Raw genomic sequence first — 23,531 nt, forward strand, 5'->3', positions numbered from 1 at the left:
CTTAATATCAATGTTCTGTATGTATAAATTTCTTTTTTGCGCCTTTCATTCGGAATAGATTTATAACCATCAAAATAAACAGTTTCGGCAATTTCCTGAGTATTTTTATCAAACGTTCATTAACCATCTCATCCGGAATAGCAATGGCTAAAGATAAGCACATAAACATTAACAATATCCACCATTTTATAGCCCAAAATATATTAATAAATAAGAATAAAACTGCAACAACGAATATCAATCCCAATAAGATCAGCCGAGGAAGCATAGCCCATTGTATAAGTTTATTACATAAATCGATATTTCCTGTTGTCAGAGCCTCTGAAATATATTTCATCCCTCTTACCAAATTTTCGTATTGAGAAGCCATCCATCTTCGTCTTTGATTGTAAAAGACCTGTTGATTCTGTACTTTCTGATCATAGGCAAATACATCTTCCAAATAATCTATATATATACCTTGTCGTAATAACTGTAGTTCTAATTCTTTGTCTTCTCCCACAGAAGATATGTTTTTAATATTCTTTTTAAACCATTTGTATTCGAAGGCCATCCCTGAACCGCTGAGTGCAGATGATAGTCCTAACCGTATATGCCCTCTTCTGAAAAAAGAATTGTTTATCTCTTCGCTTGCAGCATCCAAGATAGCCATATCAGTCTCCGGCTCTTTTGCTATACGATGAACTTGCAGGGCTCTTATACCAAAGGAAAAAGCTTTATTTATTTCATTCAAAAAATTAGGACTTACCGTATTGTCTGCATCTATTATTACTACAGCATCATAATCATCTTTACTTAGATTATCAAGCGCGAAAATTAAAGCTTTTGCTTTTGTGCTGTCTTTGTAATTAGCAAAGAGTAGATCAACAGTTAACTGAGATAGTTCTTCGTTTGTTTCATCTTTCAGTTGATCCGAGATAACAACAATATCGAAATGACTTTTAGGATATTCCTGAGCAAGGAAGGAGGTTACAGATGATACTATAACCTTATCTTCTTTGTATGCAGGGAAAAGAATAACATATTTGAGTTTGTTTTCTGTTTCAGGATAATGTATCTTTCTTTTTTTTAGCGAAGCTATTGCAAATAGAAGAAGGTACAAAACAGAAAATAACATCAATGCAAATAATATTGAATCAACTATATTAATGATGTTCATAAAGTTTTTCTCATGTTAGTAAAACTAATCATTCCCCTTATAGAAGCTCGAACTAAATCGAAGCGCCCGTTGAATATATAGGTAAAAATTCCTTTAGGATTGGCTATAAGAAATTGATATAGTATAGCTATTAATCGAATCAAGCCTTTCCTATTTCTCCATGCATACAATAATCTATTACGTGTCATATAATAACATCGCAAAGGACTATTTTGTCCTACACTCCGGCTTTCTTTATGAAATACTACAGCCTGAGGGTTATACCACAACTCAAATCCATTCTTCTTTATTTGCTCGCACCAGTCTAATTCCTCGTAATATAAAAAATATATTTCAGACATTAGACCTACTTTTTTTATAATGTCTCGCCTAAGCATCATTGCTGCTCCATGCAGGAATGGAGACTTAGCCGGTGTATCATATTGACCTAAATCAGTCTCTCCAAAACCAATCAGACTATTTCTCAATGTGACTTGAGATAAATCGGTATAGCCTGCAAACTGAATAATGTTGGAATCTGCAAATTTTATTTTAGGAGAAACAGCTCCTACAGTTGTGTTTGAATCTAAGAACTCTGCGAGACTTAATAATGAATCATCATTAATATATGTATCATTATTCAATAATAAGACGTATTTCCCCTTAGCCTGCATTATGCCCAAGTTATTGCCTCCAGCAAAACCTAAGTTCGAATCACTTTTTATACAATGTATGTTTTTATATTTTGCTTGTATCTCGGTGATTTCATTTTTTAAAGAAGCATTATCCACTATAATGATTTCATACGATACTTTTGATAGATGTTGCATTAAGCTATCTATCATATGGCATGTATCATTCATTCCATTATAGTTGACGGTTATTATAGATATATAGATATCATTCATATCCTTATGCTAAATCTTAATTAGAGTTATATTCGTTTTCTGAAGATAACTTGCTATTTTCGGCTTCTTTGTTTTCTATCTCTTTGTCAAAATACCGCCCCATCATAATAAATGTCATACATATATATAAAATTGGCCCGGTAGGGAACTGTTGTAGTACCTCATTGCCATAAGATGCAATTAAAATTCCGGAGAGCCCGGCTATTAAGGCACTCATTATGCCTTTAAGTTCTTTATTTTTGATACGAAACAACACATCATATATACCTCTTCCTAGTACAAATAGAAAAATAGAAATGAAAAGAATGAGGCCTACAATACCTGTTTCTATCCATACATATATAAGAGAAGAATCTGTCGCTAAACCATACATGTGATCTTTTGAATCTGTGTGCTTAGCCTTTCCTATACCAATTCCAAATGGATGGGCAGGCATGAACTCCTGCATTTTTTTTTGATTTTCAACCCTAACATTGAAAGACGCATCTTCGGTGCCATGAAAAGCTGTTCTCATGCGACGTATATCTGCATTACCCTGACCAATATTGGTGAAATTGAGAAAAATAAATAAGGATAATATAAGAAAAGTTCCACCAATAATAACTTTACCGAGCTTTGATATTAAAATAAAGGTTGCATATCCTGCAAATAATATCGCTAAAACCGTTCTGGTTCCCGATATCAGCATGCCATATCCAGCTAATATAGCTACAATAATGAAAAAAACTTTTAACTTTTTACTCTTGATATATAATGCACTTATTGAGAATACAACCATAGATAAAGCCATACTACACCCAAAGTTAGCAGCATCAGTGAAAAATGAAAAATATCGTATGCCCGAATAAATAATATGTGTTCTTGCTCCGTCTTCAAGATAGAGCCAATGATTTTCAGCCCAATCAAATCCTATAAATTTTTGAATAACAGCCTTTAAAACAGCCAAAATAGTGAGGATTCCCCATAAAAGCAGTATTTGTTTCACTTCTTTATAGTGTTTGAATAAAGCCGTGGTAACAACTACAAATAAGAATAAATAAAATCCCAAACCTCTTACTGAAGTCATCCAAAGCTCAATTGTTGTATATGGGTTTAAAATCTCCATAATACAGTAAATAAGCCAAATAAGAGAAAGATATGTCAATGGATTATTAAATCTTTTCCAATAATCGACAGAAAAGAAGACCGTACGTACAAATAGAATAAATAGTATTAATAGCAATAAAGCGTCCATTACTATTCCTCCGGAAATGCTCGAGACATACCGGCTGACGCCCATAATTATGTAATTAACTATGAATAGAGTAATTAGAAGCGAATGAGGAAACTTAAAAAAAAAGAATAAAATGAGGCATGCTATTGGAATGCATGCGAATAATATTCCGCTAATAAAATTTGTTGTATATATTGTTATCCCTAATATTGTCAGTAGTCCAAGAAATAGCCCTAGATAAAAATATTTATCATAACATTTGGAATATATATCTGAGACTTTGCTCATTACTAGCTGATGTATTAATTATTGGCTTCGAGTTCTTTTTTAAGAGGTTTTAGCCCGGTTATATTTTCTACTACTGTATGACTTACATTTGTTAATAGAATCATAATCGGAACTTCTTTTGAAAGTCTTGTTATTTCATCAAAAATTAATTGATCGCTTCCTGTCCATTGTTTTTTTGCGTCGAGTAATATCAAATTAAAAGTAGCTGTCTGTAACAAGTTTTTAGGTATTGGATTTTCTTTTATTGAAGGATATTCAACAATCACGACATCGTTATTAACTACATCTATATCCAGATCGGATAATTTGTTGACTAATAGATAGCTTTTTGAAGAGTTAGAGAAATCTTTCTTCCAATCAATATTTTTTACGGATAAACCTATGCTTTTCCAATAATCCGATAAAGCATTTGCTATATATGTTTTTTGAACCCCTGGAGAGATACTGAAGAAGTTTATTATACTAGGCTTTTCAGATGCGAAGTAATTTAATAAGTTATTTCCTAATAGGAGTATACAGGTTTCTTCATAAGATTTTCTGAATATTCTTTTACCTAATTTTCCTTCTTCTGGAAATACTGCTAACACTTTACCTAAAGTAATGTGTTCAGTTCGCATTTTATCCAATAATCTCCTGTCAAATAATTCTTTTAATAAGAATAGTCCAAGTATAAATATAAAACTGGAGACATAAGATCCTAAAACGATAGCTTTTCTTTTTGTTGGCTTTGACAATAGTGGAAATGTAGGCTCATTGAGTACTTTCAATGAAGCTGAGTTCATTTCTAAGCTTTTTAATCTTAATCGAGCCGTATTAAGGCTTGATAAAATTGATAGATAAGAACGTTCTAGAAAGTCGATACTTCTTTCTTTCCGCTTTATTGTAGAGCCTATTGGTGAGAAATGAAGATATTCCTGATCTAATTCTGAGCGTCTCCTTTCCAATACTGCAAGTTCTGCAGAAGCTTTTTCATTTTTCAATACTTCGTCAAGCCATTGAGATACAAAATTTGATGTAGGGTAGCCATCCTTTGTATATTTTTGATTACTCAATGTATTCATAATTACATGAAGGTCACCTTCCGCCGTTTTTAGATCGGCCTTATACCGGTTAATCTGTCTTTGATTTGTAGGACTAACCAGAGTATCTTTGTAGAATGGTTCTATCTCTGCAATTTTACTGCGTAATTGAGATATCGTATTGAGTTTGGCGACAAACTCAGAGTTGTTTTTTATTGATGCTAAGTTTTCGGCTATCTTACTTTCAAGATGAGCAATTAATGCCTTAGAGCTACTGTATCTGAGCAAGGCATCCTGATATATCAACTGAATATCTTTATCATAAGCTGCTACCTGTTTTGTTTGTTCATCGTAGTTAATAACACGGTTCTCGATATTGTAATTAGTTAGAGAATCTTCTCCGTTTTTAAGTTCCGCACTAACTTTAGCAAGTTCTTTTTCCAGATAAAGAATAACATTATTGGTTGTTCCGAACTGGATATCCTGATACTTTTTCTCATACGCTTGATTTAGTATTACCAAAGTATTGTATGCTATGCCCGGATCATTTGCCGAATATGTTATTTGTAGCATATCACTGCTTCCCAGTTTCTTTACCGAGATCTTGCTTAATGCCTCATAACTATAGTGTGGATGATGCCAATTTAGTAATCCATATATAAAATTCGTAGGATCAGACTTTTCGTAAGCAAGAATATTTTCGAGCGTTTTTTCTTCTGATTTTTTATCTATAAGGGCCTGGACTTCTTTCGGGGTTATACTTAAAAGTTTCCTGTAATTGGAGGCTTTGATGTAAGTATTATCTTTTTCCGCATTACCATGTATCATATCTTGTACATAAAGCCTGAGTGCAACATCTTTCAATGTTTCTTTAGAAGTTACAATATTTATTATATTTTCTAAAGTGTTATTTAAGATATTCCAGTTTTGTGTTGTTGGTTGTTCAGGGTCTAGTCCATAACCGGAGACAACTCCGGTAAAAATGGTAGTTTCTACACCATACTCGAGGTTGAGATTTCTCGTATATAAAATAACTAAACCAGATATTAGCAACGGTACAATCAACAACCACCATTTTATTTTATTGATGAACGTATATACACATCTTATTTGTTGCATATTCTTTTATTTAGATATAATTTTAGTTTTTGCCAATATCTCAAGTTGAAGTAGAGAGGAGTTTAAATCTGCTTTGGTTACCTCATATTCTGATGCTGCTGTTGTATATGCAGATTTTTGTCGCCCAAGGTCTTGAACAGATATCTTACCATTAATAAAATCGTCTTCGCTTAGCTTCAATTGAGCTTCAGTAAATAGTAGAGCTTCAGATTTGATTCTTATTAATGCTAAGTCTCTCATAGCAAGACTGTACATTGTTGCTATACGGATTTTTTGTTCATCATACCATTTTTCTTTCTCAAACTCTGTTGCTTCCATATCCATCCTTTGTTTTCTTACCTTATTCTTTCTATCAAAAAGGTCATCTAATGGGATGGCTACAGAGACACCAAAGTTATACCAGCTTTGTTTATTACCAGAGTATTGATAAAATATTGGTGTGTTTGTATCCGAAAAAGTAGTATTGTTACCTATTATTCCATATTGATAGTTGGTAACTAGTTTAATAAAATTCAACCATCTTTTTTTTTCGGAATCCATCAAACTTTTATTTGCTTGCTTCTTTTTCTCATAATAGCTGAGAATAGGACTAGCTTTGGCGTTTTCGTATAGAACAGATATCGGTGGTAGCTGAAAGTCTAGATAATCTTTAGGCTTTAACTCTGTTATATCTTGAGCTAGCAGAGAGATACTACAAGAGAATAGGAAAAATGTAATGATGACTAGTTTTAGTTTCATAAATGTAAAAACTTGCAAATGCTTAATAGATGTTAAGCATCTTCTTTTTGTATAAATGAGAAAAATGTTTTAAAAATAATCTTGCAATCAAGCCATATGGAGTAATTGTGAGCATAATATATATCCAGCTGTTTTCTTTCTTCTGCTGACATCTTGCCCTCTCCTCCGCGCCTTTCTACTTGCCATAGCCCGGTTAATCCTGCCGGAGCTATAAAGCGTTCAATATATTCATCTCCGGTCAATAGTTCTGCTTCATAAAGAGGTAAAGGTCTATTGCCTACTATTGACATATCTCCTTTTAATATATTTATCAGTTGGGGGATTTCATCGATACTATATTTTCTCATAAATCTACCCATTTTTGTGACTCTGGGGTCGTGTGCTATTTTAAAAAAGGTTGTATCTTTTTTCTCTTTTTTCTTATTTAGATATTCATGTTCTGATATTTCGTAATCGTCTGAAACTAGTACCGTATCATCATTGATAATATCAGAGTTTGTTGCGCTTACTTCCGATGTTTTTTCTTTCGATTCTTTGGTGTACTGATTCATTGATAGATAACTAGAGAGGCGCTCCTCGGCATCTATATACATAGATCGGAATTTCAAGAAATTGAAAATGTAAAAGTTGCTCCCAACTCTTTTAGACTTATATAAAATAGGTCCTCTACTTTCAAGCTTGATTAAGACCATAATTAAAATCAAGAATGGAGATAGAACGATAAGAGCTGAAAGTGAAATAATTATGTCAAATATACGTTTACCTTTAGGTATTGTAAATACTTCATCAACCTTATTCTTTTCTTTTCTTTCTTTTTTATTCAGAATTTCATTTTTAGATATAAAATTAGTGATTGCTTTAAATACATCTGAATCGGCATACGGAGAAATAGTATTATTTGCTCCTGCCTCTATATATATACTAGTTTCTTCTTTTCCTATTTTTTTGGTAACGAGAATTATATATAGATTTTTGAATTTCTTTTTCAGGTATGCAATATTAACCTTATCTACATCAGGATTAATTTTTTCATATAAAAGAGGCTGGATTTTATTTGAGGGTAATTCTTTCAATATAATACCAGCCTCTTCTTTATTTTTGACTATAACTATATTTTCTTGTAATAACTCTTGAAAATGATTGATATATTCTTTATTACTACCTATATATATAATAAAAGTCATTTAAGGATTTTTTTTAGTCTAACTTTTAACTCCATCGGGTTAAAGGGTTTCAATATAAAATCTTCCGCTCCATTTTCTAATAATCGAATTCGATTGATACTGTTATCTTCACTAGAAAGGATAACCACGGGGATAGATTTAAAGAGCTCATTTTTTTTGATATATGCCAAAAACTCTTCACCGGTCATGAAAGGCATTCTCAAATCCAGGATAATCAAATCCGGTATCGAATTTTGCTCTAACCATTGAATTGCTTTTAATGGATTCTCAAAATAAATACATTCATAGTCCTCTCTAAAATAGTTAGCTATAACTTTGGCTATAGCTTCTTTATCATCAATAATTAATATTCTTTGCATTATTTCCTTTTTTTATCAGGGATTCTTCGGATAAACAAATAAATATGAAAATAGAAATAGTTTGTTCCAAAATTCACGAATATCTCAATTTAATAAAATAATTTGAGATATTCGTATTATTTTCTATTGTTCTAATAAATATACTTTATTTGTTTCGTAAGTTTCATACCAATTAGGATAATTTTGCCCATTTGAGGATACCCATGATTTAAATTGAGGATATGCATCGATAATTCGAACCCACTCTAATGGATATTTCAAAGATAGTGGAACTCTTATGCCATATACTAAGTCTGATGTACTATAGTTTCTTCCAGAAGATACATCTGTCGATTTTTTTGTTGCTGCATAATTCCTTAAGTGAATTTCCTTCCTATTAGATGTATTATAACCACCGTTGACAATGAATACGTTTAGTATATCGATCAAAGAAACATTAGAAATATCTATAGGCTCGTTGAATGATATGCTAATAGTGATAGCTTTAGCCGGAAAATGAGTTTCTCCTGCTTTAGTATTTATTATCTGAGAAGTATTAGCTCCAAACAATGCATGAGCATTATCTGTAAGCGGAATAACTGCATAATCCTGATCGTTTTCCAAACCATTACTCATAGAGAAAACGTCACCACTGAAGCTTGTATTTGAATTTGTTATACTTTTAATATTACCTTTCAATACGCCGTCTAGCTGAATAGCTGCAGCAAGTCTTTTTGTAGCGCCAACAGCTCTTACTTTACTTTGAATGTCTATTTTTGAAACTTTATTAGCGGCCGATAATGTATATCCTAAATTTATATCCAGAACAAAGTCATTCATGTCATAATCACCAATACTTGGGTAATTATCTTCAAAAGCATAAGTATAAGTTGTTCCTAATGTAGTGCTTAGTGGATATGTTATAATAACGGGACCTCCTCTTTGAATAATATTTCCACCCTCGTTGCAGCTTGTTGCTTCAATGTCAACAGTAGACTCTCCTTTTCTTACAAAGTTAACATATTTAGTATCTGAAGGAACGTCATACCCTGTTGATCCTGAGTTTGCAGGATAGTTTGATGACTCTATCTCTAAATAACCGGTAAATGCCGGGTGTCTCCATTCTGTGATTGAAAATTTCTCTAATTTTACTAAGGCTTTATTGTCGGAAGTAGGACCATTTATACTAGTTCCTGAGTTACTGAATTTAAGTTCATTGGTAACGTTCATTATAGCATAAGATCCAAGATTTATTTTATTATTACCCTGAAGGTCTAAAATGTTACATTTTAACAATGTTTCAGCAGCTGTATTTAATGTTGTGCCCTGGAAAGTTCCTTTATCATTAATGATAAATTTACATCCATTTTCAATTGTAGCATCATTAACAGTTATATTCTGAGTTGTAAATGCAGCATTGTTGTTGATGATTGAGTTCTGTAAGAATGTATTGCCATTAACTGTAAATTGACCTTTATTGATAAAATTCGCATTGTTGTTAATAGACAAGTTCTGAGCAGTCAAGGAACTTTCATTTATAACCTGTACATTACTCGTATTTGCTGATAATGTACCGGATGCAGACATTGTGCCATAATTAAACAAACTTCTTATATTCGAAATGTTATTGATGTTGAATACAGTACTGTTGTTTACTATTTGTCCATTTTCATTATTCATATCCACATTAACCTCTTTCTTATCCGGATTGAATTGCCCTGTTGTAGCTACAACAATTTTAGCCGAACCATTTGCTTTTATGTTTGAAGAAGTTTGTGTTGGAATATATTTTCCTCCATCTTGAATAATTATTTTTAAATTATTCAATTCTGTATTAGTTGAAGTGTTTTTCCATGTTCCTTCCACATATACGTATGCATCGTACCAAGAACTATTGTTTATTTGCCCTTCAAATGTTTGCCCTGCCGGTATCACATATTGATTGCTTGAATAGCTGATGCTATATGATGATCCGGATATAACGGTTGCATTAGATGGTGTTGTATATGTTCTTGTTGGCGCAGTATAATTTATGTCTAAACTTTTAGTTGATCCTGATTTTAGTGTTGCTATGCTAGCTGACTTTAATGCGTTAGAGGTATAGATCGCTCTTACTGATCTTTTTCCTGTTGGGTCAGTTTCTTGGACATACAAGATACTATCAGACTTAGCATATGTAACCTTAGCTTTAAATGGTTCATTTTTCTTAGCTAGGCCTTCTGCCAAAAGTGATGCATTTGGTGAAATGATGGGGTTTTGATTAAAAACTTGTAATTTGTAATAATATGAACCATTGAATTGGTCATCCACATCCAAATTGAGACTAATATTGGAACTTGTAGTCCAGTCAAAACCTGAAGGAACGGTTAAGTCTGATAATTCATCAGGTATTACCTGAGAATTAGGGTCATAATAATCTTGTTCACTGCAACTAGTTAGTAAAGCTATGAACAGCAATGCTGTATACGCAAATTTGATTTTCATAATTAAATAAAAATGGGGTTTTCTGATTGTCCTCAATATAAACTATATATAGTATAAATGGTTTTATAAAAAACTGAGTAAAAGTATATATATTTTCTTTATTATTAGTCATTTATTTCCAAAAAATATTATTGAAATATCTTAAGGTCATAGCTATAACAAAAATAAATACGCTCAAGTTCATTAAGAGAAAAAATTAACACATTATGATTCTCTTGAATAATTCAGTTTGTAATGTCTTCAATGTCTATCTTATGTGAACACGCCTTTTTCTTTTAAAAATGTCCCGTTTCGTGAACTTCATAGGCACTTGTTTGTTGTATCTAATATCCAATAAAAAATTTTTATTAAAACTAACACCTAATTATTTAAAATGAAAATAAATCATTCCGATTATACAATATTAGTGGTAGATGATGTGATGACGAATGTATTACTCCTTCAAGTGTTATTGGATAAGGAGGGATTCAACGTTGTTACAGCAAATGAGGGACAAGCAGCCATTGAAATAATTCGGAATGATGCGCCTGATCTTATCCTTTTGGATATCAATATGCCTAATATGGATGGTTTTGAAGTGATAAGAGAGGTGAAAAAATACTCATTATATAGAGAGATTCCTGTCATATTTTTAACTGCGATGAATGATGTTGACAGTATTGTCAAGGGATTTAGATTAGGTGGGAGTGATTATATAACAAAGCCTTTTAATAAGGAAGAATTAATGGCCCGTATAATTCATCAACTCTCATTACTTGCCGCGAAACGTATAATTGTAAAACGAACCCATGTGCTTAAGAAGACGATTCTGGATAGGGACAAAATGTATTCGGTAATAGCACATGACCTACGTTCGCCAATGGCATCGATGATGATGATAATGAATTCAATAATGCATGACGTTGATAAAGATAAAGTCGATCCGGCAATATATGAGCTTTTGAAGCTTGCAAATAAAACAACCGAAGATATATTTTCCCTCCTAGATAACTTGTTGAAATGGACTAAATTGCAGATCGGTAAGCAATTGGCTATTCCTCAAAGTGTAGATCTTGTCCCTATTGTGAAAGGTACTACGGATGTTTTTATGAATGTTGCCAGTATCAAGAATATTAAAATAGAATTTAATACAGAGGTTAAATCTGCGAATATTTTTTCAGATATAGATATGTTGAAAAGTTGTACGCGGAACTTAATCAGCAATGCCATTAAGTTTAGTTATGAAGGAGGAGTAATTAAAGTAGAAATAAAAGAAACTGATGATGAGTATATTGTATCTGTATCTGATAACGGATGTGGTATAAGTGAGGCAAATCAGCAAAAACTACTTAATGTCGGCACTCATTATACAAGCTATGGAACAGCTCAGGAAGAAGGTTTCGGTTTGGGACTGCTGTTGACATTGGAATTTGTTCAGAAGAATAATGGCAGACTATGGTTTGAATCGAAAGAAGGAGTGGGGTCTACATTTTTCTTTTCTCTTCCCAAAGAAATAAACAATTAATAGTTTAATACTAAATCCATGATAACGGGATTATGATCGCTATAAGCTTTCTTCGGTGAATCATATTTTATTCCTGTAATTTCTTTTGAATATAAGATATAATCAATCCGTAGCATATTTAATAAACCTTTATAAGTATGCCCAATGCCGTTTCCACATTCTTTAAATCCATCTTGTAGATCTTTTTTTATGGTCTTGTATGCATATGAGGTTGGGGTATCATTCATATCTCCACAAAATATAATAGGCATGGTACTCGAGCAAATTTCTTCTCTGATAAGATTAGCCTGAGATGCCCGTATTCTTTGGTTTACATTCATTTTACTTATCGTCTTATGCAATGAGTTTGGAGTGTTCCATATCGAACCTATTCTTTTCTGATTGAAGTTTGTCGTCTGTAGATGGGCACTGATTAATCGTATCGTTTTGTCTTCAACCAGCAAGTCTGTTGCAATGGCGCTGTTATTGCTATTGTTGAATAATATAGGCTTTATGTTTTGTATTGGATAGCGTGAAAAAATTGCTACTTTTAAATAATCACTTCCATTTTCGGAGAAGGTATAATAAGGTAAAAAGCTAAGACATTTTCTCAGAGAGTCTCCTATTTCCTTATTATTAGGATATTCTTGGATACAAAAAATGTCTACATTTTCTGTTTTTACAAACTCTACTATTTGATGTAGATTGCCATAACTATCATTCTTAGCCTTATTTTCACTTATATTAAATGTCATTACCCGTATATTCTTTCCTTCTAGATCTACTTTTGGGGAAGAGTTAGGAAGTTTGTAGCCGGCACCAAGAAAGCCTATACAGAAGGTGATAGCAATAATAGATGCGATGATAAATCTTTTAGTAATGAGTAAGTATAAGCAGTTTAGTACATTGAGGATTAAAATTACAGGTAATATTAGTCCTATAAAAGGAATAATACTATAATCTCTAGGGTCAAAGAATGGGGAGAGGACACCTACAATTGTAGTGCCTGCAATGAGTAGACTAAAAATAACAATATAAAAGTTTACTAATTTTATTGCAGCAACTTTTCCCATTAAATTCAGATTTTTAAATGATATATTTATGAATAGTTTCTATTAATTTATCTTTGCAGATTGGCTTTGCTAAAAACTCATTACAACCTGAATCAATTGCTTTTTTTATGTCTTTTTCATAAGCTTTAGCACTAATTGCAATAATGATAATGTCAGGAGAAACTTGACGGATAATTTTTGTTGCTTCAAATCCATTAAGCGTTGGCATATTCAAGTCCATCAGGATCATATCAGGATTATATTCTTCAAACATTCTCACAGCCTCCACTCCATCTAGCCCTTGTAGCAAAGCATACTCTTCTCCTATCATTGCATCTATCAGTTGATAACTATTGTCATCATCGTCGGCAACTAAGATCGTGCAATTCTGATCGAAAGAATAATTCTTGACCGAATTATCGGTATTATTTTTTTCTGCTTCCCCGTTTTTTGTAGGTTCATACGGCAATGTAAAAGTGAAACAAGATCCTTTTTCTAATTCTGATTTAACCGATATTTCTCCACCAAGACGCTCTACTATAGAACGACAAATCGCTAAGCCCAATCCGGTTCCAATAGCATTGCTGTCAACTTGCATAAATCGTTCGAATATTTTATCTAATTGATCCTCTATTATTCCGATTCCGGTATCATTTACATAAACTTTGATCTTATTGTCTATTACCTCAAATCCATACTTTATATATCCTTTCTTCGTGAATTTTTGAGCATTAATAATAAGGTTTGATAGAACTTGGTGTATTCTGTTTCTATCGGATCGTATCCATAATTCTGTTCCTATATTATTATAGATAAGTTCTGTTTCGGGATGGCATTGAGATGCGTATGTTTCATATATCTCCAGACATAACATGCCAAAATCAAAGTCTTCGGGTTCAAATTCTACAATGCCGGATTCTATTTTCGAGAAGTCTAAAATTTCATTCACTAAGGCTAATAAGCGACCACTATTGGACTCAACGAAATTAAAATAATAATTTCGTTTTTCCTGATCATCGGTTTCTGCTATAATGCGAGAGAATCCTAATATCGCATTCAAAGGTGTGCGTATTTCATGACTCATATTAGATAGAAATGCAGATTTGAGTTTGTCTAACTGCTCTGCCTTCAACTTTGCTGTTGTAAGCTCTTTTTCTATTTTTTTGAGTTCTGTAATATCCCAACCTAAACCTATTACCAAAGAAGAATTATCCGTTTCGCTGTTTAATCGTATTTTGAGTATATCAACATATCGGATATTTCCATCATTATCTACAAATTCTTGAAATACTCTTTGAGGAACTCCGGTTTCAAATACTCCTATGTCTTCAGTCCGATATTTTTCAGCTACTTCTTTGGGGAAAATATCAAAGTCCGTTTTATCGGAAAAATCATCATTTTGAACGAGGTAAAATTGTGTTGATATCTTATTCCAATATATATCTATAGTCGTTCAAAGGGTTTTTAATGAATACAGAAATAGGCATATTATCTAAAACCATATTCATGAGATTACGTGTGTTTTTACTTTCAATCTCAGCGTATTTCTGTTTTGTGGTATTTGACCAGTAACTCCATATAAATTTTGTGCCGAAAGTATCTCTCGTCAAATACGAGATACAGTCAAAGTAAGAAGTCTTTTCAGTCTCACTATCTGTGTAAATTATATTATACTTATAGCTTTCATTCGATTCCAGATTTTTTAGAATAAGCTCCCATTGTTCTGTGCTAAGTTGTTTGAGATCTGATATTTTATAATCGGAAATATCTTTATCTTTTGATATATTATTGTGAAGTAAAAATTGTTGATTGGCAAATATTAGTTGGCCATCTTCCATATAAACTCCAAAAACATGATCGCTTGTCACATTATTCATGAAGTTTACTGTTTCATATTCCCAACGATTTTTTATAACATCGTCTATATTTTGTACGTACCCTTCTATGATTGTTTCGCCTTTATATTCGTATACACTGGTGATTTGCGTTCTTATATAAGATACAATCGAGTAATTGTCTTTCGTATAAACTCGTCTATAGTCCAGGTATTTACCGTTGTAAATCCTGCCGTTCAGATAATCTATAAATGCTTCTTTGTCGGCCGGATGTATTTTAGAAGAATATTCATCAATAGATATAATCGCTTCCTCTTCAACTATAGAGAATATATTTCCAAATCCGGAATAATACAACATTCCTACTTGAGGGTTATATTTCCAATGTCCTATTTTTGCTATTTTTTGCGTTTCTTTTAGCTTTCGGTTGGCGTTATCCAACCTCTTTTTCATCTGGCTTCGCTGAGTTATATCACGATATTGACAAAGTACAAACTCCTTTTCATAAAGTTGTATGATACATTTGAAATATATGGTGTTTCTTTTTAAAGGAAGATCATAGTTAAGGCTTGAAGTTCCTCCATTTGTTACAACATCATCAAAATGAGCTTTAAAATTTAATGCCGTTTCTTCGGGGAGTATATCAAAAATATTTTGCCCTACAATTTGTTCCGATTTTAGAAACCAGTGATTTGATTTTATAATGCAATCTACACAGGTTCCGTCGTAGCGGAATAAAAAAAGCGAATCACAGGTTTTTAGTAATATTTCAAAGGCTCTTTCTCTATCATGCAACAGATTAACATTGGTCTCCTCCGTATTACTATAGGATACATTCCCTACATATTTGTTTATTAATTCTTTCTGTAATGCAAAATTGTCATATTCCAGATCTTTTATGCGCTGTATCAATTCATCCTTGGAATATTGTCTATACTTTATATCCATTGTATATAGTGTATTAAAAAGAGGAAACTATATTTATAAATACTATCAAAAAAAGATGATTATAACAACACCAATAAGGGTATAATGGTTTAGTGGTCTCAACTGTTTTGCCACTATATATTTTATCCAAAATTGGTTTTGTAAATTTAAAATATCAATCAAATAACGTGGAATATAGTATGATCAAAACTTTATTTAGCTTTTCTCATGTGTTACTGATTTATATTTGTTTTTTGTAAAAGTATAACAATGAAGTATAAAACTTTCTGTCTATTTAGGGCAAATTTTAGGCTTACTTCATGTTTATAATTATAAAAAAGAAACTAATTACTACGCTTAATCCTCGTTTCTATGTTATAACTGTTTATAGGGGATATCAAAGGTGTTTCCTTCTTTTATATTCCCTGTTTGGAGTCCTTTCTTCAACCAACGTATACGTTGAGCAGAGGCTCCGTGATTGGAGGTGTCGGGAACCGTGTATCCTTGCGATTGTATTTGCAAGCGGTCGTCTCCAATCTGCGAGGCTGCATTCAGTCCTTCTTCTATATCACCGTCTTCAAGCGAATTGAAGTTTTCATTATCGTGACAGACCCATACTTCGGCATAAAATTCAGCTTGTAGTTCAAGCCTAACGTTAAGCTCGTTACTTTCTTTTTCGGTCAACTGTTGCTTTTGTTGTCTTTTTTGCAACGTACCTATCAAGTACTGTACGTGATGACCTCCTTCGGGAACTATATATTTTAGTCTATTCTGAGCAAATATGTCAGCCCATACATCTTCTGTATCGCACAATATTGTTTTTGCAAAAGTAGCAGCAGATTCCTCTTGGGCAGATGACACATAGATTTTCTCCGGCGATATTATATCGGTTGCTTGCTGAGTCATGAATTCCATAGGGGTACCGCCAGCAAGCCCAATAATGAAACCAATTATGATTGTTCCGCCAATGCCTAAAGAAATTTTACCCGAAGACCTTTTTCCTCGACGGTCATCTACATTGCCACTAGTCCTTCTGCCATCCAATCTCATATTTTGTATTCTTAGATGTTGCTCGAGTATACATTATAAATACAAACGTATAAAACAAAGAGATTGTTTAAATCTTCCTTTGCCTCTGTCTGTATCTCTTGCTGCTGCATCATGCGAAGAAAAAGTCTTATTGGATTAATCCAATTTCCTGAATGGCGGTTTTACTACCTCTGCTTTCAAATTCTTTTCTCGTACTTTAATAAAAATAGGAGTTCCCAGCTTAGCATATTCCGGTTTTACATAACCTAATCCTACCCCTATTTTCGAAGTTGGCGACATTGTACCCGAAGTGACTATTCCTATTTTTTCATTATTTTCGTTTACGATATCGTAGCCTTGACGTGGAATTCCTTTTTCAAGCATCTTGAATCCACACAATTTCCGATTTACGCCTTCCTGCTTTTGTTTTTCAAGTATTTCGCGAGCAGTGAAATTCTTTCCTTCTGTAAATTTGGTAATCCAACCTAATCCGGCCTCGATAGGAGTAGTTGTATCATCCAGATCGTTTCCATAGAGGCAAAATCCCATCTCGAGGCGAAGTGTATCGCGAGCACCCAGTCCTATCGGTTTAATGCCAAACTCTTCTCCTGCCTCAAAAATAGCATTCCATATATCTTCTCCGTATTCAGGGTAAAAGTATAACTCAAAACCTCCTGCTCCGGTATATCCTGTATTGGATATAATTACGCTCTCCAGCCCCGATCCCTTAAGACTACCAATAACAAAAGAATAATAAGGAATCATTGTTAGATCTATCTTGGTTAGCTTTTGAAGTGTCGCCAAAGCTTTAGGTCCCTGTATGGCTAATTGGGCTATCGTATCTGATGAGTTTTCAAGATCAGCCAATTCTTCATTATGATCTGTCAACCATTTCCAGTCTTTCTCTATGTTCGATGCATTTACTACTAACATGTATTTCTCGGGTTCGTAATGATATATGATTATATCATCTACTATTCCACCCTGATCGTTAATGATGGCAGTATACTGGGCTTTACCTATTTCAAGAGTGGCAACATCATTGCTTAACATTCTCTGTAAAAAAGGAAGAGCTCTGGATCCTTTTACCCATATCTCGCCCATATGAGATACATCAAATACTCCCACGCCTTTGCAGACGGTCATATGTTCATCTATAATACCTGAATATTCGATTGGCATGTTATAGCCCGCAAATTCATGCATCTTAGCGCCAAGAGCAATGTGGATGTCTGTAAATGGAGTTTTTTTCATTACTTATTATATATTTCGTTATTAGTGTTCAATATTACTAAAAAGTAACAAAAGTAACACATAATAATATAGGTTTTACTTGTTACTTTTTATTATTTATAGTGTATTTTCATATAATATAGATAATTTTATTCACATTAAAAAATGAATACACTTATCTATATAAACAGCAATTTATTTACTCGTTACCAATTCTGCAATTTTAACGATCACCTGTACAGCTTTTTCCATCGATTGGATAGGTATAAATTCGTAACGTCCGTGGAAGTTATGCCCACCTGCAAAGATATTCGGACAAGGCAACCCCATAAATGATAGACGTGCACCATCTGTTCCTCCCCGGATAGGTTTTACAATAGGGGTAACGCCTACAGCAGTCATTGCTTCGAAAGCTAAATCAACCACATGCTTTACCGGTTCAACCTTCTCGCGCATATTATAATATTGGTCTTTTATTTCTACAGTAGTACTATCGGGGTATAGTTTATTGATGAAAGCAATAGTGTCTAACATTATTTGTTTGCGCTTTTCGAATATTTCACGATCGTGGTCACGTATTATATAACCTACGGTTGCAGCATCTACTGTTCCCGATATATTAGTCAAATGGAAGAACCCTTCATATCCGGTAGTATGCTCGGGGCGTTCATTTGAGGGTAGGAGAGAGACTAGTTTGTTGGCTACTACCAATGCATTAACCATCTTGTCTTTCGCATATCCGGGATGAACGCTTCGTCCCTGTATATTAATTTTTACGCCGGCAGCATTAAAATTTTCGTACTCTAGTTCGCCAATAGGTCCACCATCCATCGTATAAGCCCATTCGCAGCCAAATTTTTCAACATCAAAATAGTCAGCTCCTGCACCAATTTCTTCATCAGGTGTAAATCCTATTCGGATTTTTCCATGCTTGATTTCCGGATGATCTTTCAAGTATTTGATTGCAGTCAATATCTCGGCTATCCCGGCTTTATCATCCGCACCTAATAGTGTTTTACCATCAGTTACTATCAAATCCTGACCTACATAGTCTTGCATCTCAGGAAAATCGTTAGGAGATAAAACTATATTAAGATCTTTATTTAATATAATATCTTTTCCGTCATAATTTTTTACAATCTGTGGATTTACATCTTTACCCGTTAAATCGGGGCTAGTATCCATGTGCGCAACGAACCCTATGGTTGGCACTTCTTTATCTGTATTAGCCGGAAGAGTTGCCATAATATACCCCTTCTCATCCAAAGATATATCTTCTAAACCCATTTCATGCAACTCTTTTTCGAGTTCACGGGCTAGAACCATTTGTCCGGGAGTACTTGGTGTTGTACCTGTTTCAGTGCTTGATTCTGTGTCAAATTTTACATACTTCAAGAAACGATCTACTACTGTCATATTCTCTATTTATTTTTTATAATATTTTTATTGAAAAATCAAATTTGTTAACGCTTTGATATCTAGTATTTTCTTTCTACAAAAGAGTTTCATACAAATGTAGTAAAAGGAAATCAAAGGAAAAAATTGAAATCATATTTTGTGAATATGAAAAATTTATCTACTTTTGTCGCGGGTAAGTCCTATACGGTCAGCTCCCGATTAATCCCCCAGGGTTTGATCGCAGCAAGGGCCGTCGGTTGTAGCGACGCGATATAGTAAGCTTACCCATCTGCCTCTTTAGCTCAGTTGGCCAGAGCACGTGATTTGTAATCTCGGGGTCGTTGGTTCGAATCCGACAAGAGGCTCAGAAAAAGACTATCCAATTTGGATAGTCTTTTTGTTTATAACTATTTTTTATCTTCAATATAATAATAAAACAGGGTTAGAATTTCTAACCCTGTTTTATTATTATTGGAAGTACGTAAATTCTGCTTTTTGATATACTGAATTACCAACCTTTTACGGCTCCGCCTTTAAACACATCAGCAGCAACTTTTTCTACCTCTTCTGATTGATACGATTCTACAAACTTTTTGATTTTGTCACTATCTTTATTTTCTTCTCGGGTCACAATCAGATTGACATAAGGAGACTCCTTATCTTCTGCAAAAACAGCGTCTTTAAGTAACAGTCCTGCTTGTCCTGCAAAATTATTGTTGATGATAGATAAAGACACTTTTGCGTCATCTAAGACTCTAGGTAGTTGTGGTGCTTCTAGTTCTAATATCTCCAGATTTTTAGGATTTTCTATTATATCAACTAGTCGTGGAGAGGTTGCACCATCTTTGAGTTTTATCAATCCCGCCTTTTGTAATAATAGCAATGCTCTGCTATTGTTTGATGCATCATTCGGGATCACTACTGCACTTCCATCTTTCAACTCTTCCAAACTTTTTATTTTTTTTGAATATGCTGCCATTGGATATACAAACGTATTACCTACGATGGCAAATTTATATCCACGGTTCGTAGTTTGTTCTTCTAAAAAAGGCTTTGTTTGGAATACATTGGCTTCTATATCCCCTTGATCTAATGCTGTGTTTGGCATTACATAATCACTGAATTGTACTAATTCTACTTCTAGTCCGTATTTTTCTTTCGCTACTTTTTTAGCCGCTTCGGCTATTACGTATTCAGGGCCTGAAGATACCCCTACCTTAATATGATTTGGGTCGTTATTTTTTTTGTTTCCGCAAGATGTGAGTAGTATAAGGGATGCACATATAGTAATCAATCCATTTATTTTCTTCATACTGATATTATATTTTCTAAATTATTAAAATAATGAGCAGGTTAGTATTATTTGTCTTCAATGATAAAATAATAACCTGCAAATTTTATCTAAGTTATAATAAGGAATTATTGTCGCATTTGCTCTTATCCATTTCTTTTAACACAGAGTAAAAAGAGTAACACAGAGTTTCTTGCAATACAACAAATACAGCATTGTTTTTTACCAATTGCTTAATACAAAAGTAAAGAATCTTATTATAATAAAAAACTTATGACCTGTATACTCTCTGTAAAAGTATAAGGCTTCCATTTAATCATAAATACCATAAATGAGGTATTTATTGTATAAGCGATATCGTTAATTTTGTGGTTTGTAAAGAACAAAGGTGAATATTGAAAATATAATTTTATAAAATAGCTTGGATTGTGTACTTTTGGCAAAATAATTAAAAGAAACAATCTATATATTTAGATGATTGAAATAAAGAATGTAACAAAGATTTTTCAGGGAAAAAATGCGTCTTCTACTGCTCTGTCGAATATATCCCTTACTGTTCCTAAAGGCAAGATATTTGGTATAATAGGAGAGTCGGGTGCAGGCAAAAGTACGTTAATCCGCTGTGTAAACTTATTAGAACGTCCCACTTCAGGTGAAATATATATTGATGGACAGGATATGCTGACTTTGTCTTCTTCGGAGCTTATTGCTACCCGAAGGAAGATCGGTATGATATTTCAACACTTCAACTTGCTATCTTCCGCTACAGTATTTGAAAATATAGCATTTCCTCTAAAGTTGAATAAAACTCCTAAGGAATTAATTAAGCAGCGGATTTTGGAGTTGTTGGCTCTTGTTGGCTTAGAAAACAAAGCTGATGATTATCCTGCAAAACTTTCGGGTGGCCAGAAACAGCGTGTTGCTATTGCGCGCGCTTTAGCTAATAATCCTCAAATACTTTTGTGTGACGAAGCAACCAGTGCATTAGATCCGGCAACCACTTATTCGATTCTTTCTTTGTTGAAAGATATTAATAAGAAGATGAATATTACAATATTGTTGATCACACATGAAATGGAAGTTGTAAAAACGATTTGTGATGAAGTCGCTGTCCTCAACAAGGGTGAGTTGATAGAGCAAGGGCTGATCACTGAGATCTTTTCACATCCTAAAAATGAATTGACCAAATACTTTATTGATTCTTCTATAAGACTGCATATTCCTTCTAATTATTCAGATCGGCTGACAGAGCAATTTATGGATAATAAACATATGCTTATTCGATTAGAAATCTCGGGACAGTCTGAAGCAAATGCAGTGCTATCGGATATTGCGAAGTTGTATGAGGTCAATAGTAATATTGTATGTGCTCAAATAGATCATATAAAAGGTGTTAAGTTTGGGGGTATGCTGATAGAATTACACGGCTTGCCAGAAAATGAAGTATTAGCTGTTGAGTATTTAAAGAGTAAGAATATAAACGTAAGTGCTTTAGGATATGTCTAGTGAGATGATCGATTTATTGTTAAAAGGTACAGGTGAAACAATCGTCATGACCCTTGTGTCAGGCTTTTTTAGTTTTTTGCTTGGATTACCGCTTGGGGTTTGGCTGTATATAACACGTAAAGGGCAGATAAAAGAAAATATGATATTGCATAATATCCTATCAACATTCATAAATATCTTTAGAGCCATTCCTTTTATTATTCTTATTGTATGGATGATTCCTTTCACTCGTGCATTGGTAGGTACATCAATAGGGGTTTTAGCCGCACTTGTTCCATTGAGTATTGGTGCTGCTCCTTTTGTTGCCCGAATGATAGAAAATAGCCTTATCGATGTGCCGAGTGGTTTGATAGAGGCTTCTCGATCGATGGGTGCAACTCCACTTCAGATTGTGAAAAAGGTTTTATTACCAGAAGCATTACCGTCAATTGTTAATTGTGTATCTATAACGTTAATAATGCTTGTCGGTTATTCTGCTATGGGTGGTGCTGTGGGAGCCGGAGGATTGGGACAAATTGGTTACCAATATGGCTATGTTGGTTATAATCTGGAAATAATGAATATAGTTTTAGCGTTGCTCGTAATATTAGTGTTTATAATCCAATATACAGGTAATTATATTTCTAAGAAGTTTGACCATAGATAATCACTTTGCTCTTTTGGGAATATAAATAATATTCACAATTTTAATTAGAAAATGAAACTATCTTATTTTTTATTTACAATTATTCTTAGTCTGGTATCTCTTTCTATTGATGCGCAGATAGCCGATACAGATACATTAAGATCATTGGCTGCACGTAAAGGTACTGTGATTGTTGATGTGCGTACGGTAGAAGAGTATGATGAAGGGCATATTGGATCGTCTATAAATATTCCCTTACAGATACTCGGTGATTCTATCGAGAGTTTGAAACATTATGAGAAAGTAATTGTGATCTGTCGAAGTGGCAGACGAAGTGCTAAAGCCAAAGCTGAGTTTGAAGAGGCTGGTTTTACGAATGTATATAATGGTGGTGGATGGGAACATCTAAAGGCTATTTTAGAAGCTCGGGAAGAAGAGTAGCACGGGAAGTTTTCGTCCTGATAAAAAATAAGAATTAAGGTGTAAAATAGTATTCTTATTTTTGGTCAGAGTTCAGAAAATATACTAATTTTACAACACCGATTGCGAAAGTAGCTCAGTTGGTAGAGCACAACCTTCCCAAGGTTGGGGTCGCGGGTTCGAGCCCCGTTTTTCGCTCGAAAAAATGCGCATGTGGCGTAATGGTAGCCGCGCTGTCTTCAGGTGGCAGTGACCTACGGTCGTGGGGGTTCGAGTCCCTTCATGCGCACAGATTTAAATGTT

At 33.6% G+C, this 23,531-nt stretch carries 19 protein-coding genes, 3 tRNA genes and 1 pseudogene; 7 read left to right on the forward strand and 16 right to left on the reverse strand.

The window, feature by feature from the left end; all coding sequences use genetic code 11:
• Positions 1–7 precede the first annotated feature (7 nt).
• The 8 genes from E4T88_RS04795 to E4T88_RS04830 form a co-directional block, all read right to left on the reverse strand.
• Positions 8–1,159: a glycosyltransferase family 2 protein gene (locus E4T88_RS04795; RefSeq protein ID WP_135104320.1), complete on the reverse strand. Its 1,152-nt coding sequence runs from the start codon at positions 1,157–1,159 to the stop codon at positions 8–10.
• Entirely contained in the window at positions 1,156–2,046 is an 891-nt protein-coding gene (locus E4T88_RS04800; RefSeq protein ID WP_135104321.1) for a glycosyltransferase family 2 protein, read from the reverse strand. The genes E4T88_RS04795 and E4T88_RS04800 overlap by 4 nt, the downstream gene beginning before the upstream one ends.
• 16 nt (positions 2,047–2,062) lie before the next feature.
• Positions 2,063–3,151 carry an O-antigen ligase family protein gene (locus tag E4T88_RS04805; protein WP_260393669.1) on the reverse strand — a complete coding sequence of 363 codons (1,089 nt, stop codon included), beginning with the start codon at positions 3,149–3,151 and terminating at the stop codon, positions 2,063–2,065.
• Between the two features lie 410 nt (positions 3,152–3,561).
• Positions 3,562–5,685 (reverse strand): GumC family protein, encoded by a 2,124-nt coding sequence (locus E4T88_RS04810; protein ID WP_135104323.1) that lies wholly within the window; start codon positions 5,683–5,685, stop codon positions 3,562–3,564.
• A 6-nt stretch (positions 5,686–5,691) separates the two neighbouring features.
• A complete protein-coding gene (locus E4T88_RS04815; RefSeq protein WP_135104324.1) occupies positions 5,692–6,423 on the reverse strand; it encodes a TolC family protein in 732 nt (243 codons plus the stop codon).
• Positions 6,424–6,455: 32 nt separating this feature from the next.
• Positions 6,456–7,607, reverse strand: a complete 1,152-nt coding sequence (locus E4T88_RS04820; protein ID WP_135104325.1) for a sugar transferase — start codon at positions 7,605–7,607, stop codon at positions 6,456–6,458.
• Positions 7,604–7,969, reverse strand: coding sequence for a response regulator (locus E4T88_RS04825; protein WP_185146729.1), 366 nt, complete (start codon positions 7,967–7,969; stop codon positions 7,604–7,606). The genes E4T88_RS04820 and E4T88_RS04825 overlap by 4 nt, the downstream gene beginning before the upstream one ends.
• 120 nt (positions 7,970–8,089) lie before the next feature.
• Positions 8,090–10,429, reverse strand: a complete 2,340-nt coding sequence (locus E4T88_RS04830) for an LruC domain-containing protein (RefSeq protein ID WP_135104327.1) — start codon at positions 10,427–10,429, stop codon at positions 8,090–8,092.
• A gap of 373 nt (positions 10,430–10,802) precedes the next feature.
• Between E4T88_RS04830 and E4T88_RS04835 the strand changes: the two genes are divergently transcribed.
• Positions 10,803–11,933, forward strand: coding sequence for a hybrid sensor histidine kinase/response regulator (locus E4T88_RS04835; protein WP_135104328.1), 1,131 nt, complete (start codon positions 10,803–10,805; stop codon positions 11,931–11,933).
• Here E4T88_RS04835 and E4T88_RS04840 read toward each other — a convergent pair.
• The 7 genes and pseudogenes from E4T88_RS04840 to pepT all read right to left on the reverse strand — a co-directional run bounded on the left by E4T88_RS04840 (position 11,930) and on the right by pepT (position 19,404).
• Positions 11,930–12,985 (reverse strand): endonuclease/exonuclease/phosphatase family protein, encoded by a 1,056-nt coding sequence (locus tag E4T88_RS04840; RefSeq protein ID WP_135104329.1) that lies wholly within the window; start codon positions 12,983–12,985, stop codon positions 11,930–11,932. The genes E4T88_RS04835 and E4T88_RS04840 overlap by 4 nt on opposite strands.
• A 13-nt stretch (positions 12,986–12,998) precedes the next feature.
• Positions 12,999–14,165, reverse strand: coding sequence for an ATP-binding response regulator (locus tag E4T88_RS18230; protein ID WP_260393671.1), 1,167 nt, complete (start codon positions 14,163–14,165; stop codon positions 12,999–13,001).
• 21 nt (positions 14,166–14,186) lie between these two features.
• A pseudogene (locus E4T88_RS18235) lies at positions 14,187–14,411 on the reverse strand (PAS domain-containing protein); the annotation flags it as partial.
• On the reverse strand, positions 14,392–15,747 hold the full coding sequence (locus E4T88_RS18240) for a PAS domain-containing protein (RefSeq protein ID WP_228093726.1): 1,356 nt from the start codon (positions 15,745–15,747) through the stop codon (positions 14,392–14,394). The gene E4T88_RS18240 and the pseudogene E4T88_RS18235, both read right to left, overlap by 20 nt.
• Positions 15,748–16,101: 354 nt before the next feature.
• On the reverse strand, positions 16,102–16,776 hold the full coding sequence (locus E4T88_RS04850; RefSeq protein WP_135104330.1) for a neutral zinc metallopeptidase: 675 nt from the start codon (positions 16,774–16,776) through the stop codon (positions 16,102–16,104).
• A gap of 135 nt (positions 16,777–16,911) precedes the next feature.
• Positions 16,912–18,009: a glycine cleavage system aminomethyltransferase GcvT gene (gene gcvT / locus E4T88_RS04855; RefSeq protein ID WP_135104331.1), complete on the reverse strand. Its 1,098-nt coding sequence runs from the start codon at positions 18,007–18,009 to the stop codon at positions 16,912–16,914.
• 174 nt (positions 18,010–18,183) lie between these two features.
• Positions 18,184–19,404 carry a peptidase T gene (pepT, locus tag E4T88_RS04860; protein WP_135104332.1) on the reverse strand — a complete coding sequence of 407 codons (1,221 nt, stop codon included), beginning with the start codon at positions 19,402–19,404 and terminating at the stop codon, positions 18,184–18,186.
• Between the two features lie 273 nt (positions 19,405–19,677).
• Here pepT and E4T88_RS04865 point away from each other — a divergent pair.
• Positions 19,678–19,751, forward strand: a tRNA-Thr gene (locus E4T88_RS04865).
• A gap of 143 nt (positions 19,752–19,894) precedes the next feature.
• On the opposite strand, the gene metQ is transcribed toward E4T88_RS04865, so the two are convergent.
• Positions 19,895–20,698, reverse strand: a complete 804-nt coding sequence (metQ, locus tag E4T88_RS04870; RefSeq protein ID WP_135104333.1) for a methionine ABC transporter substrate-binding lipoprotein MetQ — start codon at positions 20,696–20,698, stop codon at positions 19,895–19,897.
• A 453-nt stretch (positions 20,699–21,151) separates the two neighbouring features.
• On the opposite strand from metQ, the gene metN reads away from it, so the two are divergent.
• The 5 genes from metN (at position 21,152) to E4T88_RS04895 (ending at position 23,517) form a co-directional block, all read left to right on the forward strand.
• Positions 21,152–22,183: a methionine ABC transporter ATP-binding protein MetN gene (gene metN / locus E4T88_RS04875; protein ID WP_135104334.1), complete on the forward strand. Its 1,032-nt coding sequence runs from the start codon at positions 21,152–21,154 to the stop codon at positions 22,181–22,183.
• 4 nt (positions 22,184–22,187) lie between these two features.
• Entirely contained in the window at positions 22,188–22,829 is a 642-nt protein-coding gene (gene metI, locus E4T88_RS04880; RefSeq protein ID WP_228093728.1) for a methionine ABC transporter permease MetI, read from the forward strand.
• Between the two features lie 51 nt (positions 22,830–22,880).
• Complete coding sequence (locus E4T88_RS04885; RefSeq protein ID WP_135104336.1) at positions 22,881–23,249, forward strand: rhodanese-like domain-containing protein; 369 nt, start codon at positions 22,881–22,883, stop codon at positions 23,247–23,249.
• 104 nt (positions 23,250–23,353) lie between these two features.
• Positions 23,354–23,426, forward strand: a tRNA-Gly gene (locus E4T88_RS04890).
• 9 nt (positions 23,427–23,435) lie between these two features.
• Positions 23,436–23,517, forward strand: a tRNA-Leu gene (locus tag E4T88_RS04895).
• Positions 23,518–23,531 lie beyond the last annotated feature (14 nt).

The sequence above is a fragment of the Dysgonomonas mossii genome (assembly GCF_004569505.1).
Taxonomy (GTDB): domain Bacteria; phylum Bacteroidota; class Bacteroidia; order Bacteroidales; family Dysgonomonadaceae; genus Dysgonomonas.

What these genes read in the sequence shown, in the direction of transcription:
- E4T88_RS04820 (WP_135104325.1), bottom strand. Translation starts at nt 7,607, where the DNA reads ATGACTTTTATTATATATATAGGTAGTAATAAAGAATATATCAATCAT.
- metI (WP_228093728.1), top strand. Translation starts at nt 22,188, where the DNA reads ATGATCGATTTATTGTTAAAAGGTACAGGTGAAACAATCGTCATGACC.
- E4T88_RS04800 (WP_135104321.1), bottom strand. Translation starts at nt 2,046, where the DNA reads ATGAATGATATCTATATATCTATAATAACCGTCAACTATAATGGAATG.
- E4T88_RS04840 (WP_135104329.1), bottom strand. Translation starts at nt 12,985, where the DNA reads ATGGGAAAAGTTGCTGCAATAAAATTAGTAAACTTTTATATTGTTATT.
- E4T88_RS04885 (WP_135104336.1), top strand. Translation starts at nt 22,881, where the DNA reads ATGAAACTATCTTATTTTTTATTTACAATTATTCTTAGTCTGGTATCT.
- E4T88_RS04850 (WP_135104330.1), bottom strand. Translation starts at nt 16,776, where the DNA reads ATGAGATTGGATGGCAGAAGGACTAGTGGCAATGTAGATGACCGTCGA.
- E4T88_RS04835 (WP_135104328.1), top strand. Translation starts at nt 10,803, where the DNA reads ATGAAAATAAATCATTCCGATTATACAATATTAGTGGTAGATGATGTG.
- E4T88_RS18240 (WP_228093726.1), bottom strand. Translation starts at nt 15,747, where the DNA reads ATGGATATAAAGTATAGACAATATTCCAAGGATGAATTGATACAGCGC.
- metQ (WP_135104333.1), bottom strand. Translation starts at nt 20,698, where the DNA reads ATGAAGAAAATAAATGGATTGATTACTATATGTGCATCCCTTATACTA.
- metN (WP_135104334.1), top strand. Translation starts at nt 21,152, where the DNA reads ATGATTGAAATAAAGAATGTAACAAAGATTTTTCAGGGAAAAAATGCG.
- E4T88_RS04815 (WP_135104324.1), bottom strand. Translation starts at nt 6,423, where the DNA reads ATGAAACTAAAACTAGTCATCATTACATTTTTCCTATTCTCTTGTAGT.
- E4T88_RS04830 (WP_135104327.1), bottom strand. Translation starts at nt 10,429, where the DNA reads ATGAAAATCAAATTTGCGTATACAGCATTGCTGTTCATAGCTTTACTA.
- E4T88_RS04810 (WP_135104323.1), bottom strand. Translation starts at nt 5,685, where the DNA reads ATGCAACAAATAAGATGTGTATATACGTTCATCAATAAAATAAAATGG.
- gcvT (WP_135104331.1), bottom strand. Translation starts at nt 18,009, where the DNA reads ATGAAAAAAACTCCATTTACAGACATCCACATTGCTCTTGGCGCTAAG.
- pepT (WP_135104332.1), bottom strand. Translation starts at nt 19,404, where the DNA reads ATGACAGTAGTAGATCGTTTCTTGAAGTATGTAAAATTTGACACAGAA.
- E4T88_RS04795 (WP_135104320.1), bottom strand. Translation starts at nt 1,159, where the DNA reads ATGAACATCATTAATATAGTTGATTCAATATTATTTGCATTGATGTTA.
- E4T88_RS04805 (WP_260393669.1), bottom strand. Translation starts at nt 3,151, where the DNA reads ATGGAGATTTTAAACCCATATACAACAATTGAGCTTTGGATGACTTCA.